The organism is Herbiconiux aconitum (genome assembly GCF_024979235.1).
GTDB classification, from domain to species: domain Bacteria; phylum Actinomycetota; class Actinomycetes; order Actinomycetales; family Microbacteriaceae; genus Herbiconiux; species Herbiconiux aconitum.
The window spans coordinates 1,161,331-1,186,951 of record NZ_JANLCM010000001.1 but is presented as its reverse complement, the minus strand read 5'-3'; the positions used below and the strand labels follow the sequence as shown (position 1 = coordinate 1,186,951).

Annotated in this window: 23 protein-coding genes; 15 read left to right on the top strand and 8 right to left on the bottom strand. The window is 67.9% G+C overall.

Annotated elements, in window-relative coordinates; all coding sequences use genetic code 11:
* Positions 1 to 39: 39 nt before the first annotated feature.
* A complete protein-coding gene (locus tag N1027_RS20105; RefSeq protein WP_259505952.1) occupies positions 40 to 951 on the bottom strand; it encodes a M15 family metallopeptidase in 912 nt (303 codons plus the stop codon).
* 113 nt (positions 952 to 1,064) lie between these two features.
* Here N1027_RS20105 and N1027_RS05410 point away from each other — a divergent pair, with 113 nt between their 5' ends.
* Positions 1,065 to 2,888 carry an MDR family MFS transporter gene (locus tag N1027_RS05410; RefSeq protein WP_259505951.1) on the top strand — a complete coding sequence of 608 codons (1,824 nt, stop codon included), beginning with the start codon at positions 1,065 to 1,067 and terminating at the stop codon, positions 2,886 to 2,888.
* A gap of 6 nt (positions 2,889 to 2,894) precedes the next feature.
* Here the strand turns inward: N1027_RS05410 and N1027_RS05405 are convergent, their stop codons facing one another.
* The 4 genes from N1027_RS05405 to N1027_RS05390 form a co-directional block, all read right to left on the bottom strand.
* Positions 2,895 to 3,614, bottom strand: coding sequence for an MBL fold metallo-hydrolase (locus N1027_RS05405; protein WP_259505950.1), 720 nt, complete (start codon positions 3,612 to 3,614; stop codon positions 2,895 to 2,897).
* A gap of 42 nt (positions 3,615 to 3,656) precedes the next feature.
* Entirely contained in the window at positions 3,657 to 4,736 is a 1,080-nt protein-coding gene (locus N1027_RS05400) for an NAD(P)-dependent oxidoreductase (protein WP_259505949.1), read from the bottom strand.
* Positions 4,737 to 4,871: 135 nt separating this feature from the next.
* Positions 4,872 to 6,215, bottom strand: coding sequence for an LLM class flavin-dependent oxidoreductase (locus N1027_RS05395; RefSeq protein WP_259505948.1), 1,344 nt, complete (start codon positions 6,213 to 6,215; stop codon positions 4,872 to 4,874).
* Positions 6,216 to 6,217: 2 nt separating this feature from the next.
* On the bottom strand, positions 6,218 to 7,765 hold the full coding sequence (locus N1027_RS05390) for an O-acetylhomoserine aminocarboxypropyltransferase/cysteine synthase family protein (RefSeq protein WP_259505937.1): 1,548 nt from the start codon (positions 7,763 to 7,765) through the stop codon (positions 6,218 to 6,220).
* Between the two features lie 287 nt (positions 7,766 to 8,052).
* On the opposite strand from N1027_RS05390, the gene N1027_RS05385 reads away from it, so the two are divergent.
* From N1027_RS05385 to N1027_RS05355, 7 genes are all read left to right on the top strand, one after another.
* Positions 8,053 to 9,369 (top strand): ABC transporter substrate-binding protein, encoded by a 1,317-nt coding sequence (locus tag N1027_RS05385; protein WP_259505936.1) that lies wholly within the window; start codon positions 8,053 to 8,055, stop codon positions 9,367 to 9,369.
* 84 nt (positions 9,370 to 9,453) lie between these two features.
* Positions 9,454 to 10,632: a carbohydrate ABC transporter permease gene (locus N1027_RS05380; protein WP_259505935.1), complete on the top strand. Its 1,179-nt coding sequence runs from the start codon at positions 9,454 to 9,456 to the stop codon at positions 10,630 to 10,632.
* The gene (locus tag N1027_RS05375) at positions 10,629 to 11,546 is read left to right on the top strand and encodes a carbohydrate ABC transporter permease (protein ID WP_259505933.1); all 918 of its coding nucleotides are present in this window, start codon (positions 10,629 to 10,631) and stop codon (positions 11,544 to 11,546) included. Before N1027_RS05380 ends, N1027_RS05375 begins: the two co-directional genes overlap by 4 nt.
* Positions 11,547 to 11,618: 72 nt before the next feature.
* A complete protein-coding gene (locus tag N1027_RS05370) occupies positions 11,619 to 13,049 on the top strand; it encodes a glycoside hydrolase family 1 protein (protein ID WP_259505931.1) in 1,431 nt (476 codons plus the stop codon).
* Positions 13,050 to 13,083: 34 nt separating this feature from the next.
* A complete protein-coding gene (locus tag N1027_RS05365; protein ID WP_259505930.1) occupies positions 13,084 to 14,103 on the top strand; it encodes a LacI family DNA-binding transcriptional regulator in 1,020 nt (339 codons plus the stop codon).
* Between the two features lie 155 nt (positions 14,104 to 14,258).
* Positions 14,259 to 14,954: an SDR family NAD(P)-dependent oxidoreductase gene (locus N1027_RS05360; protein ID WP_259505929.1), complete on the top strand. Its 696-nt coding sequence runs from the start codon at positions 14,259 to 14,261 to the stop codon at positions 14,952 to 14,954.
* A gap of 48 nt (positions 14,955 to 15,002) precedes the next feature.
* On the top strand, positions 15,003 to 15,851 hold the full coding sequence (locus tag N1027_RS05355; RefSeq protein ID WP_259505928.1) for an NAD(P)-dependent oxidoreductase: 849 nt from the start codon (positions 15,003 to 15,005) through the stop codon (positions 15,849 to 15,851).
* Between the two features lie 43 nt (positions 15,852 to 15,894).
* On the opposite strand, the gene N1027_RS05350 is transcribed toward N1027_RS05355, so the two are convergent.
* Complete coding sequence (locus tag N1027_RS05350) at positions 15,895 to 16,443, bottom strand: hypothetical protein (protein ID WP_259505927.1); 549 nt, start codon at positions 16,441 to 16,443, stop codon at positions 15,895 to 15,897.
* Positions 16,444 to 16,530: 87 nt separating this feature from the next.
* On the opposite strand from N1027_RS05350, the gene wrbA reads away from it, so the two are divergent.
* From wrbA to N1027_RS05325, 5 genes are all read left to right on the top strand, one after another.
* Complete coding sequence (gene wrbA, locus N1027_RS05345) at positions 16,531 to 17,145, top strand: NAD(P)H:quinone oxidoreductase (RefSeq protein WP_259505926.1); 615 nt, start codon at positions 16,531 to 16,533, stop codon at positions 17,143 to 17,145.
* A 37-nt stretch (positions 17,146 to 17,182) separates the two neighbouring features.
* Positions 17,183 to 17,932, top strand: a complete 750-nt coding sequence (locus tag N1027_RS05340; protein ID WP_259505925.1) for an SDR family NAD(P)-dependent oxidoreductase — start codon at positions 17,183 to 17,185, stop codon at positions 17,930 to 17,932.
* 74 nt (positions 17,933 to 18,006) lie between these two features.
* Positions 18,007 to 18,468 carry a MarR family winged helix-turn-helix transcriptional regulator gene (locus N1027_RS05335; RefSeq protein WP_259505924.1) on the top strand — a complete coding sequence of 154 codons (462 nt, stop codon included), beginning with the start codon at positions 18,007 to 18,009 and terminating at the stop codon, positions 18,466 to 18,468.
* Between the two features lie 109 nt (positions 18,469 to 18,577).
* Complete coding sequence (locus N1027_RS05330) at positions 18,578 to 19,285, top strand: SDR family NAD(P)-dependent oxidoreductase (RefSeq protein WP_259505923.1); 708 nt, start codon at positions 18,578 to 18,580, stop codon at positions 19,283 to 19,285.
* Positions 19,286 to 19,313: 28 nt separating this feature from the next.
* Complete coding sequence (locus tag N1027_RS05325) at positions 19,314 to 19,637, top strand: nuclear transport factor 2 family protein (RefSeq protein ID WP_259505921.1); 324 nt, start codon at positions 19,314 to 19,316, stop codon at positions 19,635 to 19,637.
* A gap of 32 nt (positions 19,638 to 19,669) precedes the next feature.
* Here N1027_RS05325 and N1027_RS05320 read toward each other — a convergent pair whose 3' ends face one another.
* On the bottom strand, positions 19,670 to 22,435 hold the full coding sequence (locus N1027_RS05320) for a helix-turn-helix transcriptional regulator (RefSeq protein ID WP_259505920.1): 2,766 nt from the start codon (positions 22,433 to 22,435) through the stop codon (positions 19,670 to 19,672).
* Between the two features lie 52 nt (positions 22,436 to 22,487).
* Positions 22,488 to 23,423 carry a DNA-methyltransferase gene (locus tag N1027_RS05315; protein ID WP_372499682.1) on the bottom strand — a complete coding sequence of 312 codons (936 nt, stop codon included), beginning with the start codon at positions 23,421 to 23,423 and terminating at the stop codon, positions 22,488 to 22,490.
* A 48-nt stretch (positions 23,424 to 23,471) separates the two neighbouring features.
* On the opposite strand from N1027_RS05315, the gene N1027_RS05310 reads away from it, so the two are divergent.
* Positions 23,472 to 23,756 (top strand): GNAT family N-acetyltransferase, encoded by a 285-nt coding sequence (locus tag N1027_RS05310; RefSeq protein WP_259505918.1) that lies wholly within the window; start codon positions 23,472 to 23,474, stop codon positions 23,754 to 23,756.
* 107 nt (positions 23,757 to 23,863) lie between these two features.
* Complete coding sequence (locus N1027_RS05305; RefSeq protein WP_259505915.1) at positions 23,864 to 25,612, top strand: ABC-F family ATP-binding cassette domain-containing protein; 1,749 nt, start codon at positions 23,864 to 23,866, stop codon at positions 25,610 to 25,612.
* Positions 25,613 to 25,621 lie beyond the last annotated feature (9 nt).

The following is a 25,621-nucleotide window of genomic DNA, read 5'->3' as shown; positions in this document are numbered from 1 at the left end:
ATGACTATAGCTCACTATCGCTCGCGCGAGAAGGGGTGTCTAGGGCGCGTAATCGGGGGCGGCCGGCAGGCCGAAGAACTCCTCGAGCGTCGAGACACCCGTGTCGTGCATCTCGGTGGCCAGCGGCACCCCGACCCAGCGGTAGTGCCACGGCTCGAACTCGTAGCCGGTGACCGGGGTTCCGCCATCCGGATAGCGCAGCACCCAGCCGAAGCGGTAGGCGTTCGCGGCGAGCCACTGCCCCGCGGCGGTGTCGGCGAAGCAGCGGCCGTCGGTGGAGCATCCGGAGACCGTGTCGAGGATGTCCATGGCCATCCCGGTCTGGTGCTCGCTGAAGCCGGGGCGGGCGCTGGTGAGATCGGCGCCCGCCGTGCCGAGCTGGTTCACGTAGTAGTCGTAGGCACCGACCTGCACGCTGTAGGAGCGGTAGCCGCTCTGGGCCACCAGCTGCACGCCGATCTCGCCGAGCGCGGCGTGGAACATCTCCTCGAGCGAGGCCGCGGCATCCGCCCGCATCTGGTAGCCGTTGGGGTTCGGCATGTCGGCCGGCAGGTCGACGAGATCAGGTGGCACGTAGTCGGCGCCGTTCTGCAGCGGACGCAGTTTGTTCACCACGACCCACGGGCTCGTCGGGTCGTCGATCGAGAGCGCCGCCTTGTCGAAGGCGGGCGGCGGCGGGGGTTCTGGAGTGAAGGCGGGTGCAGGGATGCCCGGAACGGTAGCAGACGGCGTCGGAGTGGCGCTGGGGGTCGCGGATGCGCTGACCCGCGTCGACGAGACCGATGCGGCATCCAGGCCCCCGCCCCCGAAACCCCACACGCCAGTGGCGAAGAGGGTTCCGGTGGCCACGATCGCCGCGACCGCGAGGGTTGCGACCGTCGCCGAGACGGCGCGTCGACGCCGTGTGCGACGCGCGCGCTCGCGCTGCTGGCGCTCCGTGGTCCTCGACACCGGGCCAGCTTAACGCCCGCTCCTTGAGAGTTGAGAAGTACCGTACAGCGGGTGTAACTTTGCACTTTGCGCAATGTTCGCGCGGCCTCCCTCTCTCTTCCCCGAGGATCTGCATGTCTCGCTCCAATTCGTCGTCCGCCCGTAGGGCCAAAACCGCATCCCGCGAGATCGATGCCGGGGCGGTGATGTCGCACCGCCAGATCATGTTCGTGATCTTCGGCCTGATGGCGGGCATGTTCCTCTCGGCGCTCGACCAGACCATCGTCGGCACCTCGATCCGCACGATCTCCGACGACCTGCACGGCCTGAGCCTGCAGGCCTGGGTCACCACGGCCTACCTGATCATGTCGACCATCAGCACGCCGATCTACGGCAAGCTGAGCGACATCTTCGGCCGCCGACCGCTGTTCATCATCGCGATCACCATCTTCCTGGTCGGCTCGCTGCTCGCCAGCCTCTCGACCTCGATGTTCGAGCTGGCAGCGTTCCGCGCCATCCAGGGTCTCGGCGCCGGTGGTCTGATGGCGCTGCCGCTCGCCATCATGGGCGACATGCTCGCCCCACGAGAACGCGCGAAATATCAGGGCTACTTCCTCGCCGTGTTCGGCATCTCGAGCGTCATCGGGCCGCTGATCGGCGGACTCTTCGCCGGTGCCGACCAGATCCTCTGGATCACCGGATGGCGCTGGGTGTTCCTGCTCAACGTTCCCATCGGGGTCATCGCCCTCTTCGTCGTGCTGCGCTTCCTGCACTTGCCGAAGGGCGCGAAGCGAGCGGTGCGCATCGACTGGTGGGGTGCGGTCGCCGTCATCGTCGCACTCGTGCCACTGCTCCTCGTGGCCGAGGAGGGTCGGGATTGGGGCTGGGGCTCCATCGGCGCGATCTCCTGCTACGTCATCGGCGCGATCGGCGCGGTCGCATTCATCTTCATCGAGCGTGCAATGAAAGACGACGCACTCATCCCGCTCAAGCTGTTCCGGTCGGCGACCTTCTCCATGGCCACCGTGCTCGGCGTGCTGGTCGGGTTCGGTATGTTCGGGGCGCTGCTCACCATCCCGCTCTTCCTGCAGCTGGTCGTCGGCGCCTCGCCCACCGAGAGCGGCCTGCTCCTGCTGCCGCTGATCGTCGGGTTGATGATCGCATCGATCACGAGCGGCCAGATCATCGCGCGCACCGGCAAGTACCGGGCGTTCCCGATCATCGGCACCGGGCTCATGAGCGTCGGCTTCTTCTACTTCACCTTCGTGACGGCCGACAAGCCGGTCTGGTTCCTCATGATCGGCATGCTCCTGATCGGGCTCGGCATCGGCCAGCTCATGCAGACGCTCACCATCGCGAGCCAGAACTCGGTGGGCCTTCGTGACATGGGTGTGGCCACGAGCTCCTCGACGTTCTTCCGTCAGATCGGTGGAACGCTGGGCACGGCGGTGCTGTTCTCGGTGCTGTTCACGCGCATCCCCACCACCATCCAGGCCGCGTTCGCCGACCCGACGATCTCTGCCGGCGTCAAAGCCGCTGCCTCCGACCCGGCCGTGGCCGCCGACCCGAAGAACGCCCAGATCCTTCAGCTCCTCCAGCAGGGTCAGAGCGGCAACACCGGCGCCCTCACCGGAGCGCTGAACGGAGACACCTCGTTCCTCAACGCGGCCGACCCGCGCCTGGCCGATCCGTTCCTGGTGGGCTTCTCGAACGCGACCGTCACCGTGTTCTGGGTGGCTCTCGCGGCGTCGCTCCTGGCGTTCATCCTCGCCTGGTTCTTCAAGACGCCGCCGCTCCGCGCGAAGTCGGCTCTGCAGGAGGCGGCCGACGACGCGGCCATCTCCGCGGCCCGCGCGGCCGAGGAGATGGGCGCGATGGTCGGGCCCGACATCACCACCCAGTCGGTGCCGGTTCAGCGACCGGCGGCTTCGTCGGGCCCTTCGCACGCGAAGGAGTAGGCCGAGCTACCCCTCCAGGAGCTCCCAGCCCTGGAGGGTTCTGGCCATGGCCGGGCCGTGCCCGGGGAGCACGACGGTCGCCGTGCTCCCCAGCAGCGTGAGGGAGGCGTCGCGGGCGAGGCCGGGGTCGTGACTGAAGACCGCGTCGATCGCCTGGGGCCGCGGTGGCTGTCGGCGGGGGAGCGTCGGATGGTGCGTCACGATCACGTCCCCGGTCGCCACCACCGCGCCGTGATCCAGTACGAACGCGGTCGATCCGTCGGTGTGACCCGGAACCTCGATCGGCTCCAGGGCGCTCCCCGCGACATCCGCTGCCGTTAGGGCGCGTGCTGTCGGCACGGCGATGTCGCGGAGGCCTCCGGCCCGCGCGGCCGAGAGAGCCCACCGAAACCAGAGTGGTCTCAGCAGTCTCGCGCCGAGCTTGGCCACCGTGACCTGCTCGCGACCGATTCCGCGGGTGGGCTCGACGTCGGCCCGACCGGTCAGGACGACTGCCTGCGGCGCCCCTCGGAGCAGCTCCGGGATGCCGCCGATGTGATCGGTGTGGGCGTGCGTGACCCAGATGCGGCGCAGATCGCCCAGCGCGGCTCCCACCGCCGCGAGGGACTCGACGACGAGTGGCGCATCGTCGGGATAGCCGGCATCGATGAGATCGACACCGTCGCTGCCGGTGAGCACGATCCAGTTGGATGCGGGTCCTTCGACGAATGTCACTTCGTCTGTCACGCGGATCGTCTTTCGGATGCGGCGCTGCGCCATGGGGTCCTCTCAGGTAGTGGAAGGGTGGTCGGTCGCGGGTGACGCGCGACGGATGCTCATGCCGGCACGCTGCTCGAGCAGCTTCGCCACGAGGAGTTCGCCCGCGACCGGTCCGAAGGCGTCGAGGGCCTCGTGGTGCAGCCGGGCGACGAGATGCGTGAGTTCCGCGGAAAGGCCGGCGTCGGCCGCAAGGCCGGTCACCGTGTCGAGCTCCTCGACGACCCGGTCGATGCCGAAGGTCTCGAGGTAGTCGCCGTCGAGCAGGGCGTCGAGGTGCCGGTCGAGGAATGCGCTGCCGCCGGCACTGCGCCGGAGGATCGCGGCGAGCTGTTCGGGTTCGATCCCCTGCGCCCGACCGATCAGCAGCGCCTCCACCACCGCGGCCACTTGGCCGAACCAGAGGGTGTTGGCGAGGAGCTTCGCGACGTGCCCGGCGCCGACGTCGTCACCCGCCCGTTCGAGGCGATCCGCGTCGCCGAGGCTCGCCAGCAACGGTAGCGCGCGGTCGACGGCGGCCGGCTCCCCACCCACGAAGAACCCCAGCGTGCCCGCCTCGGCATCGGCCGGCCCGCCCGCCATGGGCGCCCCGACGGCGTGCACCCCGCGCTCGGCGGCTCTTCGTGCGAGTGCGCGGGCCACGCGCGGGTCGCCGCTGGTCAGATCGACCCAGAGCGCTCCCTCCCGCAGCCCCTCGAGCGCCCCGTCATCCCCCGCCATCGCGAGCGTCAGCTCCCTCGGCCCCGGCAGCACAGTCAGCACCACGTCACGTTCCCACCCGCGCAGCCCGCCACTCGTCCCTAAACGGGCTTCCCGGCTCGTTTTGGCCCAGTTCGGGACGAGTGGATCGGGGGATTCGAGTGGATCAGGAGGGTCGGGTGGATCGAGTGGGTCAGAGGATGGGGCGGGTTCGATGGGTGGGGTGGAGACCGGCAGGTCGGGGAGTTGAGCCCGGCGGACGGGATCGGGGTCATACCCCACCACGTGGTGACCCGCGGCGCGCAGTCGCAGCGCGATGGGCAGGCCCATCCGCCCGAGTCCGAGCACGCCGACACGCAGCGGCTCCGGCACATCCCCCTGCACCGAAGTCACGCGGCGCACGTCCGCCCCGTCGCGGCATTCCGCACCTTCACCCCCGTGCTCTGCGCGGTCGACGAACCACCACCGCCCGCCCGGCGCCGAGTCGCACCGCGCGCCGCGCCCGACATCCCGTTGCCCAACGCCGTCTCAGAAGTCGCGCAGGTTGCCGCGCAGGCCACCATTGCCGAAGGAGGTGCGCAGCACTCCGCGGCGGCGGAGGATCGGCACGAGTTCGTCGAGCATCCGGTGGATGGTCACAGGATGCAGGTCGCCCGAGAAGATGAAGCCGTCGTTGTCGGCCTCGTCGCCGAGCTCCTGGATGAAATCGGCCACCTCCTCCGCCGTTCCGACGTAGCCGGCCCGCTCGGAGATGCGACCGAGGCGCGCCTTGGCGGTCAACAACTGCCGCAATGTCGCGTCGGCGAAGTCGTCGTAGCGGCCGAGCAGACCCTTGATGCTGCCCCGGGAGACGTGATCGCCGAAGATGCCGGGGTCGACCGGGCGATCCAGGTCGAGTGCCGTGAGGTCGGTCTCCAGGTCGCTCGACTGCCCCAGCGCGATCTGCAGCAACGCGTCGTCAGACGGATGCGCCGACGCGTCGACGATGCGTTGCGCCTCCTCCGAACTGCTGACGATGACCGGCTTGAACACGAACAGGATGTCGATGTCGGATGCGCTGCGCCCGTGAGCGAGCGCCGCGTCGAGCACTTTCGCCCGGTAGGCCCGGATGGTGTCGATGTCGAGCGAAGCCAGCGCGAGCTGCACCTCGGACTGCTCGCCGGCGAAGTTGAGACCGCGCCCCGAACCACCCGGCGACACAACGATCGGGTCGCCCGACAGGGATTTCTCCGAACCGAGCCCGGGGAAGGGCAACGCATTGAGCGGGCCGTCGAACGCGTAGTACTCCCCGCGATGCGGAACGGCATCCAGACGAGACCCGTCGGCGAAGTGACCGGTCGCCGGGTCGGCGATGAGCGCATCCGCTCCCCAGCTGTGCCAGAGCGCGCGCACCGCGGTGAGCCACTCCTCCGCCCGGTCGTAGGCGGCGTCGTGCGCCAGCGGTTCGACCCCGAAATGTCGCGAGGAACCGACATCCGTCACCACGTTGATGCCGAAGCGGTAGTCGCTGAGGTGCTGCAGCGTCGCGAATTGGCGGGCAGCCTGGTAGGGCGAGTACGCCAGCGGGTTGACGGTGGGCGCGATGCCGATGTGCTCCGTCGCGGCGAAGAGGTAGGGTGCGAGCAGCAGCGGGTCGTGCTTCGGCCCGCCGTAGGCGCTGCGGATGCGCAGATCGAGTGTGTCGGCGTTGCCGAGCGAGAGCGCATCCTCGATGATCACGAGGTCGAACCCGGCCTGCTCGAGGTCGCGCACCGACTGCTGGTAGAGCGCCGGCCGGTGCCAGGGGTAGTTCCAGTCGTAGTACGGATGCCCCCACCCGTGCGGCCCGAATCCGCGCGAGAGGAACCAGCCGAAGTGCTGCTGCCGCGCCACGGTCAGGCCGCCTGCCCGGGCCCGGTGCCCGCACCCGCACCCGCACCCGCACCCGCACCCGCACCCGCACCCGCACCCGCACCCGCACCCGCACCCGCACCCGCACCCGCACCCGCGACGGTGCTCGAAATCGACGGAGATTCTGCCCGGCGCACCGTTTCGACGGAGATCGCCACGGCGTGTCGGGCAGAACCTCCGTCGTTTTCGACGGGGGTGACGAGCGGGGCGCCGGAGGCCGCGAGGGCCCTGACCGCGTTGAGCGCCTGCGAGAGGTCGGCGATGAGGTCGGCCACGTCTTCGACCCCGATCGAGAGTCGGATGAGCCCCGGCCCGATGCCGCCCTCGCGCAACTGCTCCTCGGTGCGGAAGGCGTGCGACGTCGACCCGGGGTGGATGATCAGCGAGCGCACGTCGCCGAGGTGCGCCATGCGGGTGAAGAGTCCGACCGCGTCGATGAGGGCCGCGGCAGCGGTGACTCCACCGGCCACCGTGAACGAGAACACCGAGCCCCGCCCACGCGGCAGATAGCGCTCGGCGAGCGCGTGATAGGCGTTCGAGGGGAGTCCCGAATAGTCCACCGACTCGATCTCGGGTTGTGCTTCGAGCCACTCGGCGATGGCCTGGGCGTTCGACGACTGCCGGTCGACCCGCAGCGAGAGCGTCTCGATGCCCTGCTGGATGAGGAAGGCGTTGAGGGGTGACGGCGTGGGCCCGAAACGGAGCGCCACCACGTCGCGTGCGTAGGTGATGAAGGCCGACGACCCGAAACGCTCGGCGTAGCTCCGGCCTCCGAGAGCGCGGGCCGGTTCGGTGAGGTGGGGGAACAGAGCGGGGGATGCCGCCCAGTCGAAGCCCGATCCGCTCACGATCACGCCGCCCAGCACCGCGCCGTGCCCGGCCAGGAACTTGCTGGCCGAGTGCACCACGATGTCGGCACCGTGCTCGAGCGGGCGCAGCAGGTACGGCGTGGCGAAGGTGTTGTCGACGATGAGCGGGACGCCATGGCGGTGCGCCACGGCGGCCACCAGCGCGAGATCGACGATGTCGTTCCTGGGGTTCGGGATCGACTCCACGAACAGGGCTCGGGTGGAGGGACGGATGGCGAGTTCCCAGGCGAGCGGGTCGTTCGCGTCGACGACGAAGGAGGTCTCGATGCCCAGTCGCGAGAAGTTGTCGAGAAAGAGTCCCCGCGAACCCTCGTAGATGCTCGACGCCGAGACCAAGTGGTCGCCGGCCTGCAGCAGTCCGAGGATCGCCACGGAGACAGCGGCCTGTCCGCTGCCCACCAGGATGGCCTGCTCGCCCCGTTCGAGGGCGGCGATGCGGCGCTCGACGGATGCGGTGGTCGGGTTGCCGACGCGGGTGTAGCTGAAGCCGTCATCCGCACCGCCGAAGCGATCGCGGGCCTGGGCGAAATCGTCGAAGACGAAGCCTGCGCTGAGGTAGATCGGAGTGGCCCGGGCGTTCACGCCGTCATCCGGGAGTCCCCCGGCGTGCACCTGTTGGGTGGCGAAACCAAGTTCGCGGTCTCTCGTGCTCTCCTCGGTCATCGACCACTCCTCTCGTCACCCGGTTCCACGCGGCTCGATCCGAACACGGCGTTCTGGCCGATAGAACAGGGTCGCACGCACCGCCCGGGCGAAAGCCGAATGAGAAGTTCTGTTACGGAATCCGCGCATCCTGCGATGTATGCCGGCACGGGAATGTTTCGCGGGCTTGACATGCGTCGAAAAGATCACCTACCGTTGCCTTCGAATCGTGAGAGCGCTCTCACGCCAGGATGTGAGAGCGCTCTCACCCACCATTGGCAACCATCCACGCACACAAGGGAGTGACCGTGAAGTTCTCACGACGCACCACCGCCGCAGCCGTCACCGTCGCGGCAATCGCGCTCGTCGCCACCGGATGCTCGTCGTCCGGCAGCGCAGCAGGAACCGCAGACGACCCCATCACGCTGACCGTCACCACGTTCGGCACGATGGGTCTCGACGACCTCTACACGCAGTACGAAGACGAGAATCCCGGCATCAAGATCGAGGCCACCAACATCGACACCGGCGGAAACGCCAAGACGGACTGGCAGACGAAGCAGGCCGCCGGCGCCGGGCTCCCCGACGTGCAGGCCGTCGAAGAGGGCTGGCTGAGCGCCGTGATGCAGGTCTCCGACCAGTTCACCGACCTCGACGAATACGGCGCCAAGGACATCTCCGACCAGTGGGTCGACTGGAAGGTGAAGCAGGCGACGGATGCCGACGGCCGCATCATCGGCTACGGCACCGACATCGGGCCGGAGGGCCTCTGCTACAACCGCGAGCTGTTCGCCGCCGCTGGCTTGCCCACCGACCGCGAGGAGGTCGCCGCCCTGTTCGGCGGCGACGACGCCACCTGGGCCGACTACTTCGCGGTGGGCGAGCAGTACCACGCGGCCACCGGCAAGCCCTGGTACGACCAGTCCGGCTTCATCTGGAACGCCATGGTCAACCAGCAGCCCGAGGGCTACTACACCTCCGACGGCGAGCTGAACATCGAGGACAACAGCGACCTCAAGGCCCTGTGGGGCGAGCTCGCGGGCGGCGCCGCCGCCGGACTCTCCTCCGGCCAGACCCAGTGGGACTGGGGCAAGGGCAAGGCGTTCACCGACGGCTCGTTCGCAACCTTCGTCTGCCCGGGCTGGATGCTCGGTGTGGTCAAGGGCCAGGTCGAGGCCGCGGGTGGCGACGCCAGCACCGGCTGGGACTTCGCGAACGTCTTCCCGGGCGGCCCGGCCAACTGGGGCGGCACCTTCCTGACCGTTCCCACGACGTCCAAGCACCCGAAGGAGGCCGCGGCCCTGGCCCAGTGGCTGACCGAGGCCAAGCAGCAGGCAGCAGCCTTCACCGTCGCCGGCACCTTCCCGAGCAACATCGAAGCGCAGAGCGACCCAGCCGTGACCGGCACGAACGAGCTGGCGACGTTCTTCAACGACGCTCCGCTCGGCACGATCCTCGCCGAACGCTCGAAGGGTGTCGTGGCCCAGTACAAGGGCGCCGACGACTCGGTCATCCAGGAGCAGGTCTTCGGCCCCTCCGCCCTGTCGCTCGACTCGGGCACCGACGGCCAGGAGGCCTGGGAGAACGCGATCGGGCTGCTGAACCAGCTCGTCGTCAACAAGTAACGCGACCGCCGGGGCCCCTCAGCTCGCTCTGAGGGGCTCCGGCCCGCATCCCCCTGCCCGCCGACCTGCCTCGGAGATCCCCGCATGACCGCAACCATCACCCCGCCGGTGACGTCGCCGAAACCGGATGCGTCGCCCCGGCCGGCTGAGAAGCGCAGCTTCCGTCAGCGTCTCAACACCTGGGACGTGAAGTACTCCCCTTACGCCTACGTGGCGCCCTTCTTCATCCTCTTCGGCCTGGTCGGCCTGTTCCCCCTCGGCTACACCTTCGTGGTCTCGCTGAACGACTGGAACCTCCTCACCGGCCCAGGCGAGTGGGTGGGTCTCGGCAACTTCCAGGCCGAACTCGCCGATCCCTTCTTCTGGAACTCGCTGTTCAACACGGTCAGCATCTTCTTCCTCTCCGCCGTACCGCAGCTGGTGGCCGCCGTCTTCATCGCGGCCATCCTCGACCGAAACCTCCGCGCGAAGACCTTCTGGCGCATGAGCGTGCTCATTCCCTATGTCGTCACCCCGGTCGCGGTCACGCTGATCTTCTCCAGTGCCTTCTCGGAGAAGTACGGACTCATCAACAACATCCTCGAAGCGATCAACCTCGACCCTGTGATGTGGAAGACGGATGTCTTTCCCTCGCACATCGCGATCGCCACGATGGTCAACTGGCGTTGGACGGGGTACAACGCCCTCATCCTCCTCGCCGCCATGCAGGCTGTCCCGCGCGACATCCACGAGTCGGCGGCTCTCGACGGCGCCGGGCAGTTCCGGCGGTTCTTCTCCATCACCCTGCCCTCGATCCGGCCCACCATGATCTTCGTGATCATCACTGCCACGATCGGCGGTCTGCAGATCTTCACCGAACCGAAGCTCTTCAACCCGACCGTCTCGACGCCCGGGGGCAACGATCGCCAATACCAGACGACCGTGCTCTACCTCTGGGATCTCGCGTTCAACCGCCAGAGCTTCGGAAAAGCGTCGGCCGTCGCCTGGCTGCTCTTCCTCTTGATCGTGCTGTTCGGTGTGCTGAACTTCTTGATCTCCCGACGCATCGCCTCCACCGAGGCCCGCGTGATGAAGAAGCGGAGCGCGCGGGCACTCGCCCGTTCGCGCGCCGAGGCCGAACTCACCAGCGGATTCGTGCCCGGCGTGGCCCCCGGCGTCGGCGACGCCCGCGACGAGGTTCCGGATGTCGCGTCCCCACCGCCACCGCCGCATCCGACCGCTCCCGACATCACCGATCCGACCCGCACGGAGGAGAACCGATGACCGCGACAGCGACGCGCCCCGCGAGCGCAGCATCCGCTCGCCCCACCGGCCCGTCCGTTCGCCCGCCGAAGCGGCGCCGCGGCCGAGGCGCGCTCGGCATCGACGCGCGACCGGGGTTCGTGACCTACGGCATCCTGCTCGCCGTCTTCCTCGGCGGCGCCTTTCCGCTCTGGTGGTCGTTCGTCGTGGGCTCGAGCGACAGCGAGGTGCTCACCGCCACCTGGCCCCCGCTCCTGCCGGGCGGCCAGTTCTGGGAGAACGTGGCCCAAGTCGTCGGCACCGTGCCCTTCTGGACCGCTCTCGGCAACAGCATCATCGTGTCGGGCGTGATCACCGCATCCGTCGTCTTCTTCTCGACGCTCGCGGGCTACGCGTTCGCGAAGCTGCGGTTCAAGGGCCGTGAGGGACTGCTGGTGTTCGTCATCGCGACGCTCGCCGTTCCGACGCAGCTCGGCATCATCCCGCTGTTCATGCTGATGCGCCAGTTCGGTTGGACCGGCACGCTCGGCGCTGTCGTGGTGCCCACCCTGGTGACGGCGTTCGGCGTGTTCTTCATGCGGCAGTACCTCGTCGACGTCATCCCCGACGAGTTGATCGAGGCGGCCCGGGTCGACGGCGCGAGCATGATCTCGACTTTCTGGCACGTCGGCGTGCCCGCGGCCCGACCCGCGATGGCCATCCTCGGGCTCTTCACCTTCATGACCGCCTGGACGGATTACCTCTGGCCTCTGCTGGTCGTTCCGCAGAACCCGACACTGCAGGTGGCGCTCAGCCAGCTGCAGTCGGCCAAGTACGTCGACTACTCGATCGTGCTCGCGGGCGCCGTGCTCGCCACATTGCCCCTGCTGCTGTTGTTCGTGCTGGCGGGCAAACAGCTCGTCTCGGGCATCATGGCCGGCGCGGTGAAGGGGTAGCGGGGGCATGTGCCGCCGAGGCCTGAACACGTACGATTGCACGACCACGACTCAAGGAGCAGTAACACAGTCATGACGACCTCATTCCCTCCCGGATTCCTGTGGGGCTCGGCCACGGCGGCCGCCCAGATCGAAGGAGCCGCGTTCGAAGACGGCAAAGAAGCGTCGATCTGGGACGCGTTCGCCCGTGTTCCGAACGCGGTGCTGAACGGTGACACCCTCGACGTCGCCGTCGACCACTACCACCGGATGCCCGAAGACGTGGCGCTGATGAAGCAGCTCGGCCTGCACTCCTACCGCTTCTCGACGAGCTGGGCGCGCATCCGGCCCGGCGACCGCGACGCCAACCCCGCCGGGCTCGACTTCTACTCGCGGCTCGTCGACCAGCTGCTCGAAGCCGGCATCCTGCCCTGGCTCACGCTCTACCACTGGGACCTTCCGCAGGCCGTGGAAGAGAAGGGCGGCTGGGCGAACCGCGACACCGCCTACCGCTTCCGCGACTACGCCGAGATCGTGCACGGCGCACTCGGCGACCGCGTGCAGCACTGGACGACCTTCAACGAGCCCTTCTGCTCCTCGCTCCTCGGCTACGCGGCCGGCGTGCACGCACCGGGCCGCCGGGAGCCGGAGGCCGCCGTGGCCGCGGTTCACCACCAGCACCTCGCGCACGGTCTCACCGTGCAGCGCCTGCGAGAGCGTGGGGCGCAGAACCTCGGCATCACGCTGAACCTCACGAACTCCATTCCCCTGGATGCCGCCGACCCCGTCGACGTCGAGGCGGCGCGCCGGTTCGACGGTCTGCAGAACACGATCTTCCTCGACCCGATCCTCCGCGGCGAGTACCCCGCCGACGTTCGGCACGACCTGGCGGAATTCGGGCTCGACGAGGTGACCGAGACCGGTCTCGTGCGCCCAGGCGACCTGGAGATCATCAGTCAGCCGCTCGATTTCCTGGGTGTGAACCACTACCACGACGACGTGGTGAGCGGGCACCCGCTCGAGGGCGCCGACGACCCGCACCTCGTCGACACCGGCCGGCCGCTGAGCTCGCCGTTCGTCGGATCGGAGTACATCACCTTCCCGTTGCGTGGGCTCCCCCGCACGGCGATGGGCTGGGAGGTCAACCCGGCCGGTCTCCGTACCCTGCTGGTGCGGCTCGGCGAGGAGTACCCGCAGCTGCCGCCGCTCTACGTCACCGAGAACGGAGCCGCCTACGACGACGTCGTGTCGCCCGACGGCGCCATCCACGACGAGCTGCGCACGAAGTACGTGCTCGACCACATCGCCGCGGTGTCGGATGCGATCGCCGACGGTGCCGACGTGCGCGGCTACTTCGTGTGGTCGCTGCTCGACAACTTCGAGTGGGCGTGGGGCTACGGCAAGCGCTTCGGCATCGTGCGGGTCGACTACGACACCCTCGAGCGCACCCCGAAAGACTCGGCCATCGCCTACTCCGCCGTCATCAAGGATGCCGCGGCGGCAGTCGCATCGCCGGTATCGTAAGGCGCACCACCGCTCGAGCCACTGGAGGTCTGAGATGACGATCGATGCCAGTGCCTCGCGCGCGCCGACCCTCGAGATGGTGGCCGCGGAAGCCGGGGTCTCCCGCGCCACCGTCTCGCGGGTCGTGAACGGTTCACCGAAGGTGACCGCAGAAGTCACCGCGGTGGTGAACGACGCGATCGCGCGCCTCAACTACGTGCCCAACCGGGTCGCGCGGTCGCTCGCGAGCCGGCGCACCGACGTGATCGCGCTGATCGTGCCCGAGTCGACCTCGACGGTGTTCGCCGATCCGTTCTTCGCGCCGGTGGTGCGCGGTGTCGCTCGCACGCTCTCCGACACGGACTACACGCTCAACCTGCTCATCGCATCCGAGACCCGTCCGCAGAAGACGCGGCGCTATCTGCTCGGCGGCAACGTCGACGGTGCGCTCGTGGTGTCGCACCACGCCGAAGACCACTCCTACGTCGGGCTCGGCTCGAAACTGCCGATCGTGTTCGGCGGTCGGCCGATCAACCCCGACACCTTCGACAGCTACTTCGTCGACGTCGACAACGTGCACAGTGCCCGAACCGCCACCGAGCACCTGATCGGCCTCGGCCGGCGGCGGATCGCCACCATCGCCGGGCGGCAGGACATGCCGGCCGGCATCGATCGACTGAACGGATGGCGGCAGTCGATCGACGCGGTCGGCGGCGACTCCGAATTCATCGAGATCGGCGACTTCTCGCAGAGCTCCGGAGCGGACGCGATGGAGAGGCTGCTCGCCCGCGGCGTGCCGCTCGACGCGGTGTTCGTGGCGAACGACCAGATGGCGGCCGGTGCGATCCAAGTGCTGCACGCCCATGGGCTGTCGGTGCCGGAAGATGTCGCGGTCGTGGGCTACGACGATGACACCTTCGCCTCGACGCTCACGCCGCCGCTCACCACGATCCACCAGCCCTCCGCCGACCTCGGCGCGACGATGGCCGACCTGCTGGTGCGGCTGATCGCGGGCGACGAGGTGCCGCGCAGCACCCTCATCCCGACCCGCCTCATCCGGCGGGCTTCGGCCTAGCTCGGGCAGCGCCGCGGCCCCGTGACTCGGTCTTCGCCGGTTCAGCGTTGCCCCGTAGATCGGGTAGCGGCCGAGTCATTCGACGGATCCGTCGACCGCCACGGACGGTGATCGTTGTTCGAAGGCCCTATGGCAAACGAACAAGGGAAAAGATCATGACCGTCACGCTCATCACCGGAGCCAACAAGGGCCTCGGCCGAGAAACCGCTCGCCGCCTGATCGAGGTCGGGCACACCGTGTATGTCGGTGCCCGCGACCAGACCCGGGGAGCAGCTGCCGCCGAGGAACTGGGGGCGAAATTCGTGCAGATCGACGTGACCGACGACGAGTCGGTCGCCGCCGCTGCGCAGACCATCCGAGACCAGGCCGGGCGCCTCGATGTGCTCGTCAACAACGCCGGCATCTGGGACGGCCGGATCGGAGTCGAGGGCCTCACCGGCGCGACCGCTCTCGCCGAGTTCGACACCAATGCCATCAGTGTCGTGCGAACGATCCAGGCGTTCCTGCCTCTGCTCCGGTCATCCGACAATCCGGTGGTCGTCAACGTCTCGAGTGGGCTCGGCTCGTTCTGGGCCGTCACCAACCCCGAGCGCGGCGAGTCGCACTACCCGACGATCTCCTACTCGGCATCGAAGGCCGCCGTATCGATGCTCACCGTCGAGTACGCCAAGGCTCTGCCCGAGATCAAGATCAATGTGGCCGACCCGGGATTCACCTCCAGCGACCTCACCGGCAACACTGCCGGGCAGACCATCGCCGAAGGCGCCGAGGCCATCGTGCAGCTCGCCACCATCGGCAAGGACGGTCCGACCGGCACCTTCCACGAAGCCACCGGCCCGTTGGCCTGGTAGCGGCACACACCCGATCTGCCCGCAACACAACGAAAGGAATGGACGAAAATGACCGACGCATCAACCCTCCCTGCGATCGGGTTCGTAGGACTCGGCGACCAGGGCGCTCCGATCGCTCAGGCGATCATCGACGGGGGATTCCCGCTCCACGTCTGGGCCAGGCACGAATCCTCGTATGCAGCCTTGGGCGAACGGGAGTTCATCCGCCACGCGACCGTGGAGGAGATGGCCGCCGCCAGCGACATCGTTGCGCTCTGCGTGCCCGAGGACTCGGATGTCCTCGCCCTTGCCGGCGACGGCGGCCTCCTGGCGGCGATGAAACCGGGGAGCATCCTGGTCAACCACAGCACCGGACTTCCGGCGGAGGCCCGGCACCTGGCCCAACTCGCCGCATCCCATCAGGTCGACGTGCTCGACGCCCCGGTCAGCGGCGGCAACGCGGTCGCGCTGGCTCGTCAGCTCACCACGATCGTCGGTGGCGACGACGCCGCGGTCGCCCGCGCCACTCCGGTCTTCGACACCTTCTCCAAGAGCGTGATCCACGCCGGCCCGGTCGGCTCCGGACAGTATGGAAAGCTCTTCAACAACGCCCTCATGATGATGAATCACAAGAACGTCATCGACGTCATGGCGCTCGCGAGCGCGCTTGATCTCCCGACCGACGGGATGCTCGAGGTCCTCCGTACCGGCTCGGCCTCCAGCTTTGCGTTGCAGGCGATCGGGCCGTCGATCACACTCGCGAACGTCGACCACCTCGTGCCTCTCGAGCGCATCGACATGGGGTTGTTCGCCACCGCGACCGAGGCGCTCGGCGACGACCGCTCACCCGTCGTCGAGCGGGCACTCGCGGGGGCGAACGGCCTGCCGGGCCTCACCGCACTCGTGCTCACGAAGTGAAAGCTGCGGAGAGGAGGAGTGTGTCCGATCGGCCCCCGCCGGTCTAATGCAGGACGGCCTTCATCAGGATGACGACGACCCCGAGGAGGGCGGTCAGAAGGGCCGCGACGAGGCAGAAGTACCACCTGCTGCCGCGGAGTGCGAAAGCGATCGCGCCCAGTGCGAACAAGATCGCGACACCGCCGACCAGTGAGACCACATAGGCCGCATCCTCGGTGAGCACCCCGATAACACCAAGACCGAGGGTGACCACAGGGAAGACGGCCGCGAACAGCAGTCCGGACGAGTGCGTGATGGCTTCTCTGAGCGCAACGGGAAGAGGGATCGTCTTCCCGTTGCGTTTTCCGTGTTGGGCGACGGTGGCAGCGAAGACGTGCGCGATCCAGAACACGATCGATGTGACGGCCACGACGGAGAGCAAACTGAGGTCGTCTTCGTCTTCATCCGCGATGACCAGTATCGCGCTGACGAGGATGGTGCCGTAGATCATGTCGGCGGTGACGAGCTGACGCCGGATTCGATGCCAGAGCCCCTCTGTCGGGGACTCCGAATGGGGCACCGCGGACTTTACGGTCGGGATTCCGAACTGCATGGCAGCTCCTTTCGTTGGACTCGGGAATATAAATGCATGCGCACGCATTTACATTCCCGAAGTGTCCAACTAGAAAAAAGGAAAAGCATGTCTGACCCGATCAACGTCGCGATCGTCTACTACTCGTCAACCGGAACCGTCCATGAGCTCGCCCAGTCGGTGGCGGCCGGGGCTGCGGATGCCGGAGCCACCGTGCGGGTGCTCCGTGTGCAGGAACTCGCTCCCCAGGCCGTCATCGACTCGAACCCGCAATGGGCCGAGCATTCCGCTGCCACGAGAGAGATCCCGATCGCCACTGCCGCCGACCTGGAATGGGCGGACGCCGTCATCTTCGGCACTCCGACCCGATTCGGGAACGTCGCCAGCCAGCTCAAGCAGTTCATCGACACCCTCGGCGGCCTCTGGGCCCGCGGGCTGCTCGCCGACAAGGTCTACAGCGGTTTCACCTCGAGCGACACGAAGCACGGCGGGCAGGAGTCCACCCTCCTGGCGCTCTACAACACGGTGCACCACTTCGGCGGGATCCTCGTCGCACCCGGCTACACCGACCCGCTGAAGTTCAACGACGGAAACCCGTACGGCACGTCACACGTTCGCGCACTGGGCGAGAACCCGGTCGACGACACGTCGCGGGAAGCCGCGGCCTACCAGGGCCGCCGCGTGGTGAACATCGCCAAGGCCTTGAAGGCCGGCCGGGCCTGACACCGAGCATCCACCCAATCGACTAAGGAGTATTCACATGTCCGTTCCACAGACACACACCGGCCGGGTCGCCGTGATCACCGGCGCCGGCCGCGGCATCGGTCAGGCGCTCGCGCTCGGCCTGGCCGCACGCGGCGCCACCGTCGTCGCGGTCGACCTCCACTACCCCGAAGAGACGATGGCCCTTCTCACCGCTGCCGGCCACACCGGCATGGGTCTTGTCGCCGACGTCTCCGACCCGGTGCAGACCGCGGCCGTGGGTATGCGGATCACCCAAGAATTCGGTCACGCCGACATCCTCGTCAACAACGCCGGTGTCTTTCCGTTCGTCGACATCGACGACCTGGACTACGACATCTGGCGGCGGATCATGGCTGTCAACCTCGATTCGCAGTTCTTGATGGTGAAGGCGGTTCTCCCGGCGATGAAGGCCGGCGGTTGGGGCAGGATCATCAACCTCACCTCCAACTCCATCGTCACGAACGCGCCCGGGCTCTCGCATTACATGGCGAGCAAGATGGGCAACATCGGCTTCAGCCGAGGCCTTGCGAACGACGTCGCGCCGTTCGGCATCACGGTCAACGCCGTGGGCCCCACCCTGACGATCACGCCCGGCGTTCGGGAGGTGCACCCGCCGGAGGCACTCGTCGCCGTGGCCCAGGCCCAGGCGATCAAGCGCAACGGCCGGCCGGAAGACCTCGTCGGCACGATCGCGTTCCTCTCGAGCGACGACGCCGCGTTCGTCACCGGCCAGACCATCATGGCCGACGGCGGCTACGCCCGCTGACAAGCCGGCGACAGGATCGCCAGCGGGGCCGTTCACCAGGGTGAACGGCCCCTTCTGCGATGCGAAGATGAGGCATGCCGAATGACACAAGACTCGCGAACGAGGCCTGGGAGGCGTTGTTCCGAGCGCAGTCGACGATCGAGCAGGAACTCCACGCCGCTGCGGTGTGGGACGAACTGCAGCCCAACGAATACGGTGTGCTGTACGAGCTCTCGAAAACACCCGAGGGCCGGCGACTGAAAGACCTGCAAGGCGACGTGCTCCTCAGCCAGGCCGGCGTCTCCCGGCTGGTGAACCGATTGGAGGCCCTGGGTCTGATCGGCCGCACGGCAGACGGAACCGACCGGCGGGCGAGTGTCCTCACCCTGACCCCCAAAGGCCACGAGGTGCAGCGCAAGATCGGCCGTCAACACGCCCGCCGTGTCACCGCACAACTGACCAGTCGGCTCGACTCGGCACAGCTCACCCAGCTGCGTGACTTGTGCCTTCTGATGCTCCCGTCGCACGAGGACTCAACAGACACCGCCATCGAGTAACCAGACGAGTCATTTGGCGGGTCCGAACGGCAACACCTTCTCTGCATAGTGGTGGGTGACACCACGGCAAACGGTCGGCGCGAGTGCGCATGACCCGAGAGGAGACGTGATGACTGTCACACTGATCACCGGAGCGAACAAGGGTCTCGGTCGCGAGAGCGCGCGTCAGCTCATTGCCGCCGGGCACACTGTCTATCTGGGCGCACGTGACGAGGGTCGCGGCAGGGCGGCCGCCGACGAGATCGGTGCGAGATTCGTTCAGCTCGACGTGACGGATGACGCATCCGTCACGACCGCGGCGAATCAACTCGACGCCGACGGCGGCCTCGATGTCTTGATCAACAATGCCGGCGTGGAGGGGCGGATGCCGGACAACGGTATCGTCTCACCGGCCGACACGACCGCTGCCACCCTGCGGGAGGTTTTCGAGACGAACGTTTTCGGCCTCGTGAGGGTGTTCCACGCCTTCCTCCCCCTTCTCCAGAAGTCCGGGCACCCTGTCGTGGTGAACGTTTCCAGCGGGCTCGGCTCGCTCAGCGCTCTGAGCGATCCGGCCAGCCCGACTCGTTTCTACCTAGGCGTGGCCTATCCGACGTCGAAGGTAGCCGTGAACGCGATCACCATCCAGTTCGCAAAAGCGTTCCCACAATTTCGGATCAATGCTGTCGACCCGGGATTCACGAGCACTGATCTGAACGGCCACACGGGCACCCAAACCGTGGAGGATGGCGCGGCCGTCATCGTGAGAACCGCGCAGACCGCTCCAGACGGCGTGACAGGCGCATTCCTGTCTGCTGAGGGCCCGGCACCCTGGTAATCAACCCAACACGTGAGGAAGGATCGACATGCCACACACTCTCCCGTCGGCGATCGACTCGATGATCGCTGCGACGAACAGCGCCGACGATGCCGCCTTCCTGGCGGCATTCGCAGAAGATGCCGAAGTCGCCGACGGCGACCGCGTGTTCCACGGACGCGAGGGGGCTGCCCGGTGGAATGCGAGCGACAACATCGGTGTCGGTATGCACTACGAGCTCGTGTCCTGGTCGTCGGTGGGGAAAGACGCATACGAGGTGATCCTGCGGGCGCGTAGCCGTCGATTCAGCGGCACCGGAACTCTTCGGATAGCGATCCGCGACGGCCTGATTTCAGCCATGGCCCCGGTCTGACAGCCGGCCGGCGAAAGCGTCCGACTGAATCGTCACTCGCTTCGCGAGGCAAGGGCATCGCGTAGCCCGGCGCGGCTGGTGATTCCCAACTTCGGGAACGCGTTGTAGAGATGCCCACTCACGGTGCGCGGTGAGAGGAACAGGCGGCTTCCGATTTCCTTGTTCGTCATCCCGCTCGCTGCCATCTCTGCGATGACCAGCTCCTGGGCCGTCAGGTCAGGGATCTCCCGGTGCGCGCCCGTCGCGTGGAATCGCGCATCACCGGCCGCACGCAGCTCCGTCGCTGCCCGCCGCACCCAAGGTGCGGCGCCCAGTCGCTCGAACGTGTCGAGGGAATCGTGCAGCACTTCGCGGGCACGGTTGGTGTCCACAGCCCGTCGGAGGCGCTCACCGTAGGCCAGCTGTATCCGGGCGACGTCGAAGGGCCAGACGTGCGCATCCGGCATCCCGAGCGCCCGCTCGAATGAATCGCGCCAGGTCGGCTGGTCGTCGGTGAGCGCTACCGCTCCCGCGGTGAGGAGCGCCAGGCGGTCTGAGACGCGGGGCAACCGGGCGTCGACCATGGCGTCGGCGTGTCGGCGGGCCTCGTCGACCCGACCGGTGTGCAGCGCCGCTTCGACGAGGTCGAAAGCGACCCACATCGCCGGGGCCACGAAGCGTGGGAACTCGCCGGGGGCACTGAGCCGGCAGGCCATCCGGTAGGCGGTCTCCCATTCGCCGTCGGCGATCGCTGCCAAGGTGCGGGGTTGGTAGCCGAATCTCTGTGCGCCCCAGCTATGACGTGGTTCACAGGATGCATCGACGGCGTCGGCGTGTGCCCGCGCACTCTCCGTGTCTCCTCGGCCGGCGGCAAGGAGGGACTGCAGGTAGGAGAAATACCAGTCGCCGTTGGCGAAGCCCTCCTGCTCGCAGACGCGGGCTCCCTCGTCTGTCAGGTCTTGCGCCTCGCCCCATCTGCCGTGGAGGAAATCGTTGATGGCGAGGTGGGCGAGCGAACGGGCGTAGGGGCGCGGTGGTCCCCCGGCGCGTCCGGCCCGCACGAGCCGCCAGGCCGGCTCCCGCCACAGCTCGATGAGATCGAGATAGAGCGAGGTGAAGATCATCGACATGGCGAGGGCCGGGTCGGAATCGGCGATCGGTGTTTCAGAGAACGCGACGATGGCTGCGTGCGCCTCTCCCCCGCGTCGGACCGTATCGCCGACGGCCAGACTCTCGGTGAGCAACAAGGCCGGCACCTCGGGTGTCAGGCGGTTCAGGGCATCGAAGTACGATTCCCACAGCTCGGTGTCGCCGGCGTAGGAGCACAACAGCAACCACGTCCGGAATGCGGCGATGAGTTCCTCGTCGTCAGCACGCCAACCATGCGTGCCGGCCAGCACCGCGTCTTCGATCAGTGTGATCTCCGCACGGTAACTGCCCTCGCCATTCACGGCGACCTGCGCGCGGGCGATGACTGCGTACAGTGACCCCGGCCCTCGACCGAAGCCGTCGGGCGTGTCGGCGAGGAGTTCCTCGACCACGCGGAACTCTCCGGCGATCTCGGACCTCAGGAATGCCGCCTCGGCGAGCCGACGTGCTCGATCCTCCTCTCGCGGAGTGAGGTCTGCCGCGCGCATCATCGCCGTGGCAGCCCCGTGAACATCCCCCCTCGAGAAGGATCGATGCGTCAGGTCGTGCAGGAGGCGCGCAATGCTCTCGTCCGGCTGCGTGGCCGCGCTGGCCAGATGCCACACCCGTCGGTCCGTGTTCTCCGGGGACCGCTCGGCTATCCGCTTGTGGATGGCTCGGCGCTCGACGCCGGACGCCGAATCCACAAGAGCTGACCGAAAAAGTGGATGCCGAAAGTCGACGACGCCTGTCTTCGCGTCAATGACGATGGCGCCGGCTTCTTCCCCGGGCACGAGGTCATCGAGTGTGAGTCCGGTCTCGGCGAGCGCGCGAAGTCCGTCACGCCCGTCGAGTGCCAGGGTGAGCAGCGCGGTGCGCGCCGTCGGAGAGAGGGCCGCGATCCGGGTGGCGAAGGAGGCTTCGATTCGACGCGGAAGCGGCAGTTGGTCATCCTCCGATCCGAGCGGAACGACGTGCGTGTCGCTCGCCCACTCGACGAGTGCCAGCGGATACCCGGCAGACAGACGGACAAGCCGCTGACGGGCGTGCGCTGACAACCCTGGGTTCCGAGACCGCACCAGTTCGTCGGCGTCAGGCGGGGTCAGCGGAAGCACCCGAAGCGCTTCCAGGTCGGAGCCGTCGAATGACGACGGATCACCGAGCCGGAGTGAGCCCACCAGTGCGATCCGCTGACCCTCGAGACGACGGGCGATGAACGCGAGGGCGGCCGCGCTTGATGCGTCCACCCATTGCAGATCGTCGACCACGAGCAACAGCGGCGCGTCGCGGGCCGTACGTTCCAGCAACGCGAGTGCCGCGTGATAGACGGCCAGCGGCCCCGTCTTCGCATCGGCGTCACTGCTCATCCCGAGCGCGGATCGAAGGGCGGAGGACGACGCTTTCGGCAAGTCGTCGCTCCAGGCGAGCACGGGGTGAAGCAGTTGGTGGAGGGTGCTGAACCCCAGATTCGCCTCGTACTGCACTCCCGATGCCCGGAGCACACGGGCGCGCCGCCCAGCAGCCAATTCGGCACACGACCTCAGCAAGCGGGACTTGCCCACACCGGCGTCGCCGAGGAGCAGAAGAGCCCCTCCCTCATCGAGTGCGCCCGTCACGAACGTCGTGAGAAGTGAACGCTCGTGGTCGCGGCCGATGAGTTGGTCTGACGTGTCTACACGCTGGTCATCCATCACAGTCACCTTGCCCGGATACCGCATTCTACGATGACCTGGCCGTGCGTTCCTAGAGGTAAGTGGCCTCCGGAAGGCGTCGGCGCATGACCTCCACCGCATCGGGGCTCTTGTCGACCAGCACGAAGTTGCGACCCAGGGCCGCCGCCACCGCGCCCGTGGTTCCGCTGCCGGCGAAGAAGTCGAGCACCCAGTCGCCCTCGCGACTCGAGGCCTGCACGATGCGCCGCAGGATGCCCTCGGGCTTCTGCGTGGGGTAGCCGGTCTTCTCGCGGCCCGTGGGCGACACGATCGTGTGCCACCAGACATCCGTCGGCAGCTTGCCCGTCGCCGCCTTCTCGGGCGTCACCAGCCCGGGCGCCATGTAGGGCTCCCGGTCGACCGTCGTCGAGTCGAAGTAGTAGGCGGCAGGGTTCTTCACGTAGACCAGGATCGTGTCGTGCTTCGTGGGCCACCGGTTCTTCGACTTCGCCCCGTAGTCGTAGGCCCAGATGATCTCGTTGAGAAAGCTCTCGCGGCCGAAGAGGGCGTCGAGCAGCACCTTCGCGTAGTGCGCCTCGCGGTAGTCGAGGTGGAGGTACAGGGTTCCGTCGTCGGCGAGCAGCCGCCAGGCCTCCACGATGCGCGGTTCGAGAAACTCCCAGTAGTCGTCGAAGCGGTCGTCGTAGCTCAGCAGATCGCCCTTGATGCGATCGTAGGCCTGCCCTTTGAAACCGGTGATGCGGCCGGGGCTGCGCGGCGCATCCGTGCCGACCGCTCCGGCGGGGTCGGCTGCGTCGCCCGCTTCCGGCTCGGCCACGACCCGCGTCGCCGTGGTCGACCGGCGGGTCTGCTGCCGCCCGGTGTTGAACGGCGGATCGAGGTAGATGACGGTGAAGGATGCGTCGGCGAAGGCGGGCAGAACCGTCAAGTTGTCGGCCTGGTAGACCACCCCTTCGCCCCGCGCGTCGTCGCCGAAGGAGGCGAGGGGGGATTCGGGGTGGGGCACCCTGCAATTGTGGCAGTCCGAAGGTGGCGGGCGTATTCTCGGGGCACCATGAGCACCGAGATCCGCAACGAACAGACGCAGAACCGCTACACCATCACTCTCGACGACGAATTGGTGGGGTTCACCGATTACCGCATCGTCGGCCGGTCGATCGTCTTCACCCGCACCGAGGTCGATCCCCGTCGCCGGGGAAATGGTGTCGGCAGCGAGCTCGTGCAGTACGCGCTCGACGACGTGCGCACGAGCGACCTCGCGGTGGTGCCCCAGTGCACCTTCGTCTCCCGATGGATCGACGGCCACCCCGACTACCAGGAACTCGTCGACCGCGGCTGACCGCCCGGCCGCCCGCTTGCGCGCCGTTCCGGCCGTCGCTTAGGATGGTCGGCTCGCCACCGGTGAGCGCCGATGCGGCTCCCGCTCGGCCGCCGAACGGAAGAGCCATGGCCCACATCGACGTCTCCGACATCAGCTACACCCTCGCCGACGGCCGGCCACTCCTCGACGGGGTGTCGTTCCGGGTGGGAGAGGGCACCATCGCCGCGCTCATCGGCGCGAACGGCGCCGGCAAGTCGACCCTGCTCCGCATCATCCGGGGCGAACTCGCCGCCGACACCGGGGTGGTGTCGATCGACGGCGGGCTCGGTGTGATGGACCAGTTCGTCGGGCACCGAACCGGCGACGTGACCTCCCCGGGCGACAGCGATGCGAGAAAGCGATCGGATGCGTCGCGCACCGTGCACGATCTGCTCGTGTCGGTCGCGCCCACCCGCATCCGCGATGCCGCCCTCGCCCTGGAACGCGCGGAGGACGCGGTGATCGAGAACGACGTCGAGCGCACGCAGATGGCCTACGCCACCGCGATCGCCGACTACGCGGATGCCGGCGGCTACGAGCACGAGGTGGTGTGGGACACCTGCTGTCAGGCCGCACTCGGCCTGCCCTACGAGCGCGCCCGCCACCGCGACGTCGCTTCGCTCTCCGGCGGCGAGCAGAAGCGTCTCCTGCTGGAGGCGCTGTTCCGCGGGCCGGAGGGCGTGCTGCTTCTCGACGAGCCCGACAACTACCTCGACGTGCCCACGAAGCGCTGGCTCGAAGACACCCTGCGAACGAGCTCGAAGACCGTGCTGCTGGTCTCCCACGACCGCGAGCTGCTCGCGCGCGCCGCCACCCGCATCGTGACCCTCGAGGTCGGCGCTGCCGGCAACTCCACCTGGACGCACGGCGGCAGCTTCGCGAACTACCACGAGGCCCGCACCGAACGGATGGACCGGCTCGACGAGCTGCGCCGGCGCTGGGACGAGGATCACGTGAAGCTCAAGGCCCTCGTTTTGCGCCTGGGCCAGCAGGCGAAGTACAACGACGACATGGCCTCGCGTTACCGCGCCGCGCAGACCCGCCTGGCGAAATTCGAGGCGGCCGGCCCGCCCGAGGAGCGCCCGCGCGACCAGAAGGTGAGCATGCGCCTGCGGGGCGGCCGCACGGGTCGGCGAGCCGTCGTGTGCGAACAACTCGAGCTCACCGGCCTGATGGCGCCCTTCGACCTCGAGATCTGGTTCGGCGACCGCGTCTCGGTGCTCGGGTCGAACGGATCGGGAAAGTCGCACTTCCTCCGCCTGCTCGCGGCCGGCGGCAGCGATCCCGACCCCGCGCTCCTCGGGCCGCTCGGCACCGCAGGCGACGGTGGGGTGCGCATCGATCCCGTGGCGCACAGCGGCAGCGCCCTGCTCGGCGCGCGCATCCGGCCCGGCTGGTTCGCTCAGACCCACCAGCATCCGGAGCTCGCCGGACGCACCTTGCTCGACATCCTGCACCGTGGAGACGACGGGCGGGCCGGGATGGCGCGCGAGGAGGCGAGCCGGGCGCTCGGTCGCTACGGCTTGGCTCTCGCCGCCGAACAACGCTTCGAGTCGCTCTCGGGCGGGCAGCAGGCGCGGCTGCAGATCTTGCTGCTCGAACTCGCGGGCGCGACGCTGCTGCTGCTCGACGAGCCCACCGACAACCTCGACCTCGTCTCCGCCGAAGCCCTCGAAGAGGCCCTCGGCGAGTTCGAGGGAACGGTGATCGCGGTCACACACGACCGCTGGTTCGCGCGCGGATTCGACCGGCACCTGGTGTTCGGCGCGTCGGGCGAGGTCTACGAGTCGACCGAGCCGGTGTGGACCGAGACGCGGGTGCAGCGGATGCGCTGATCGCGCTGT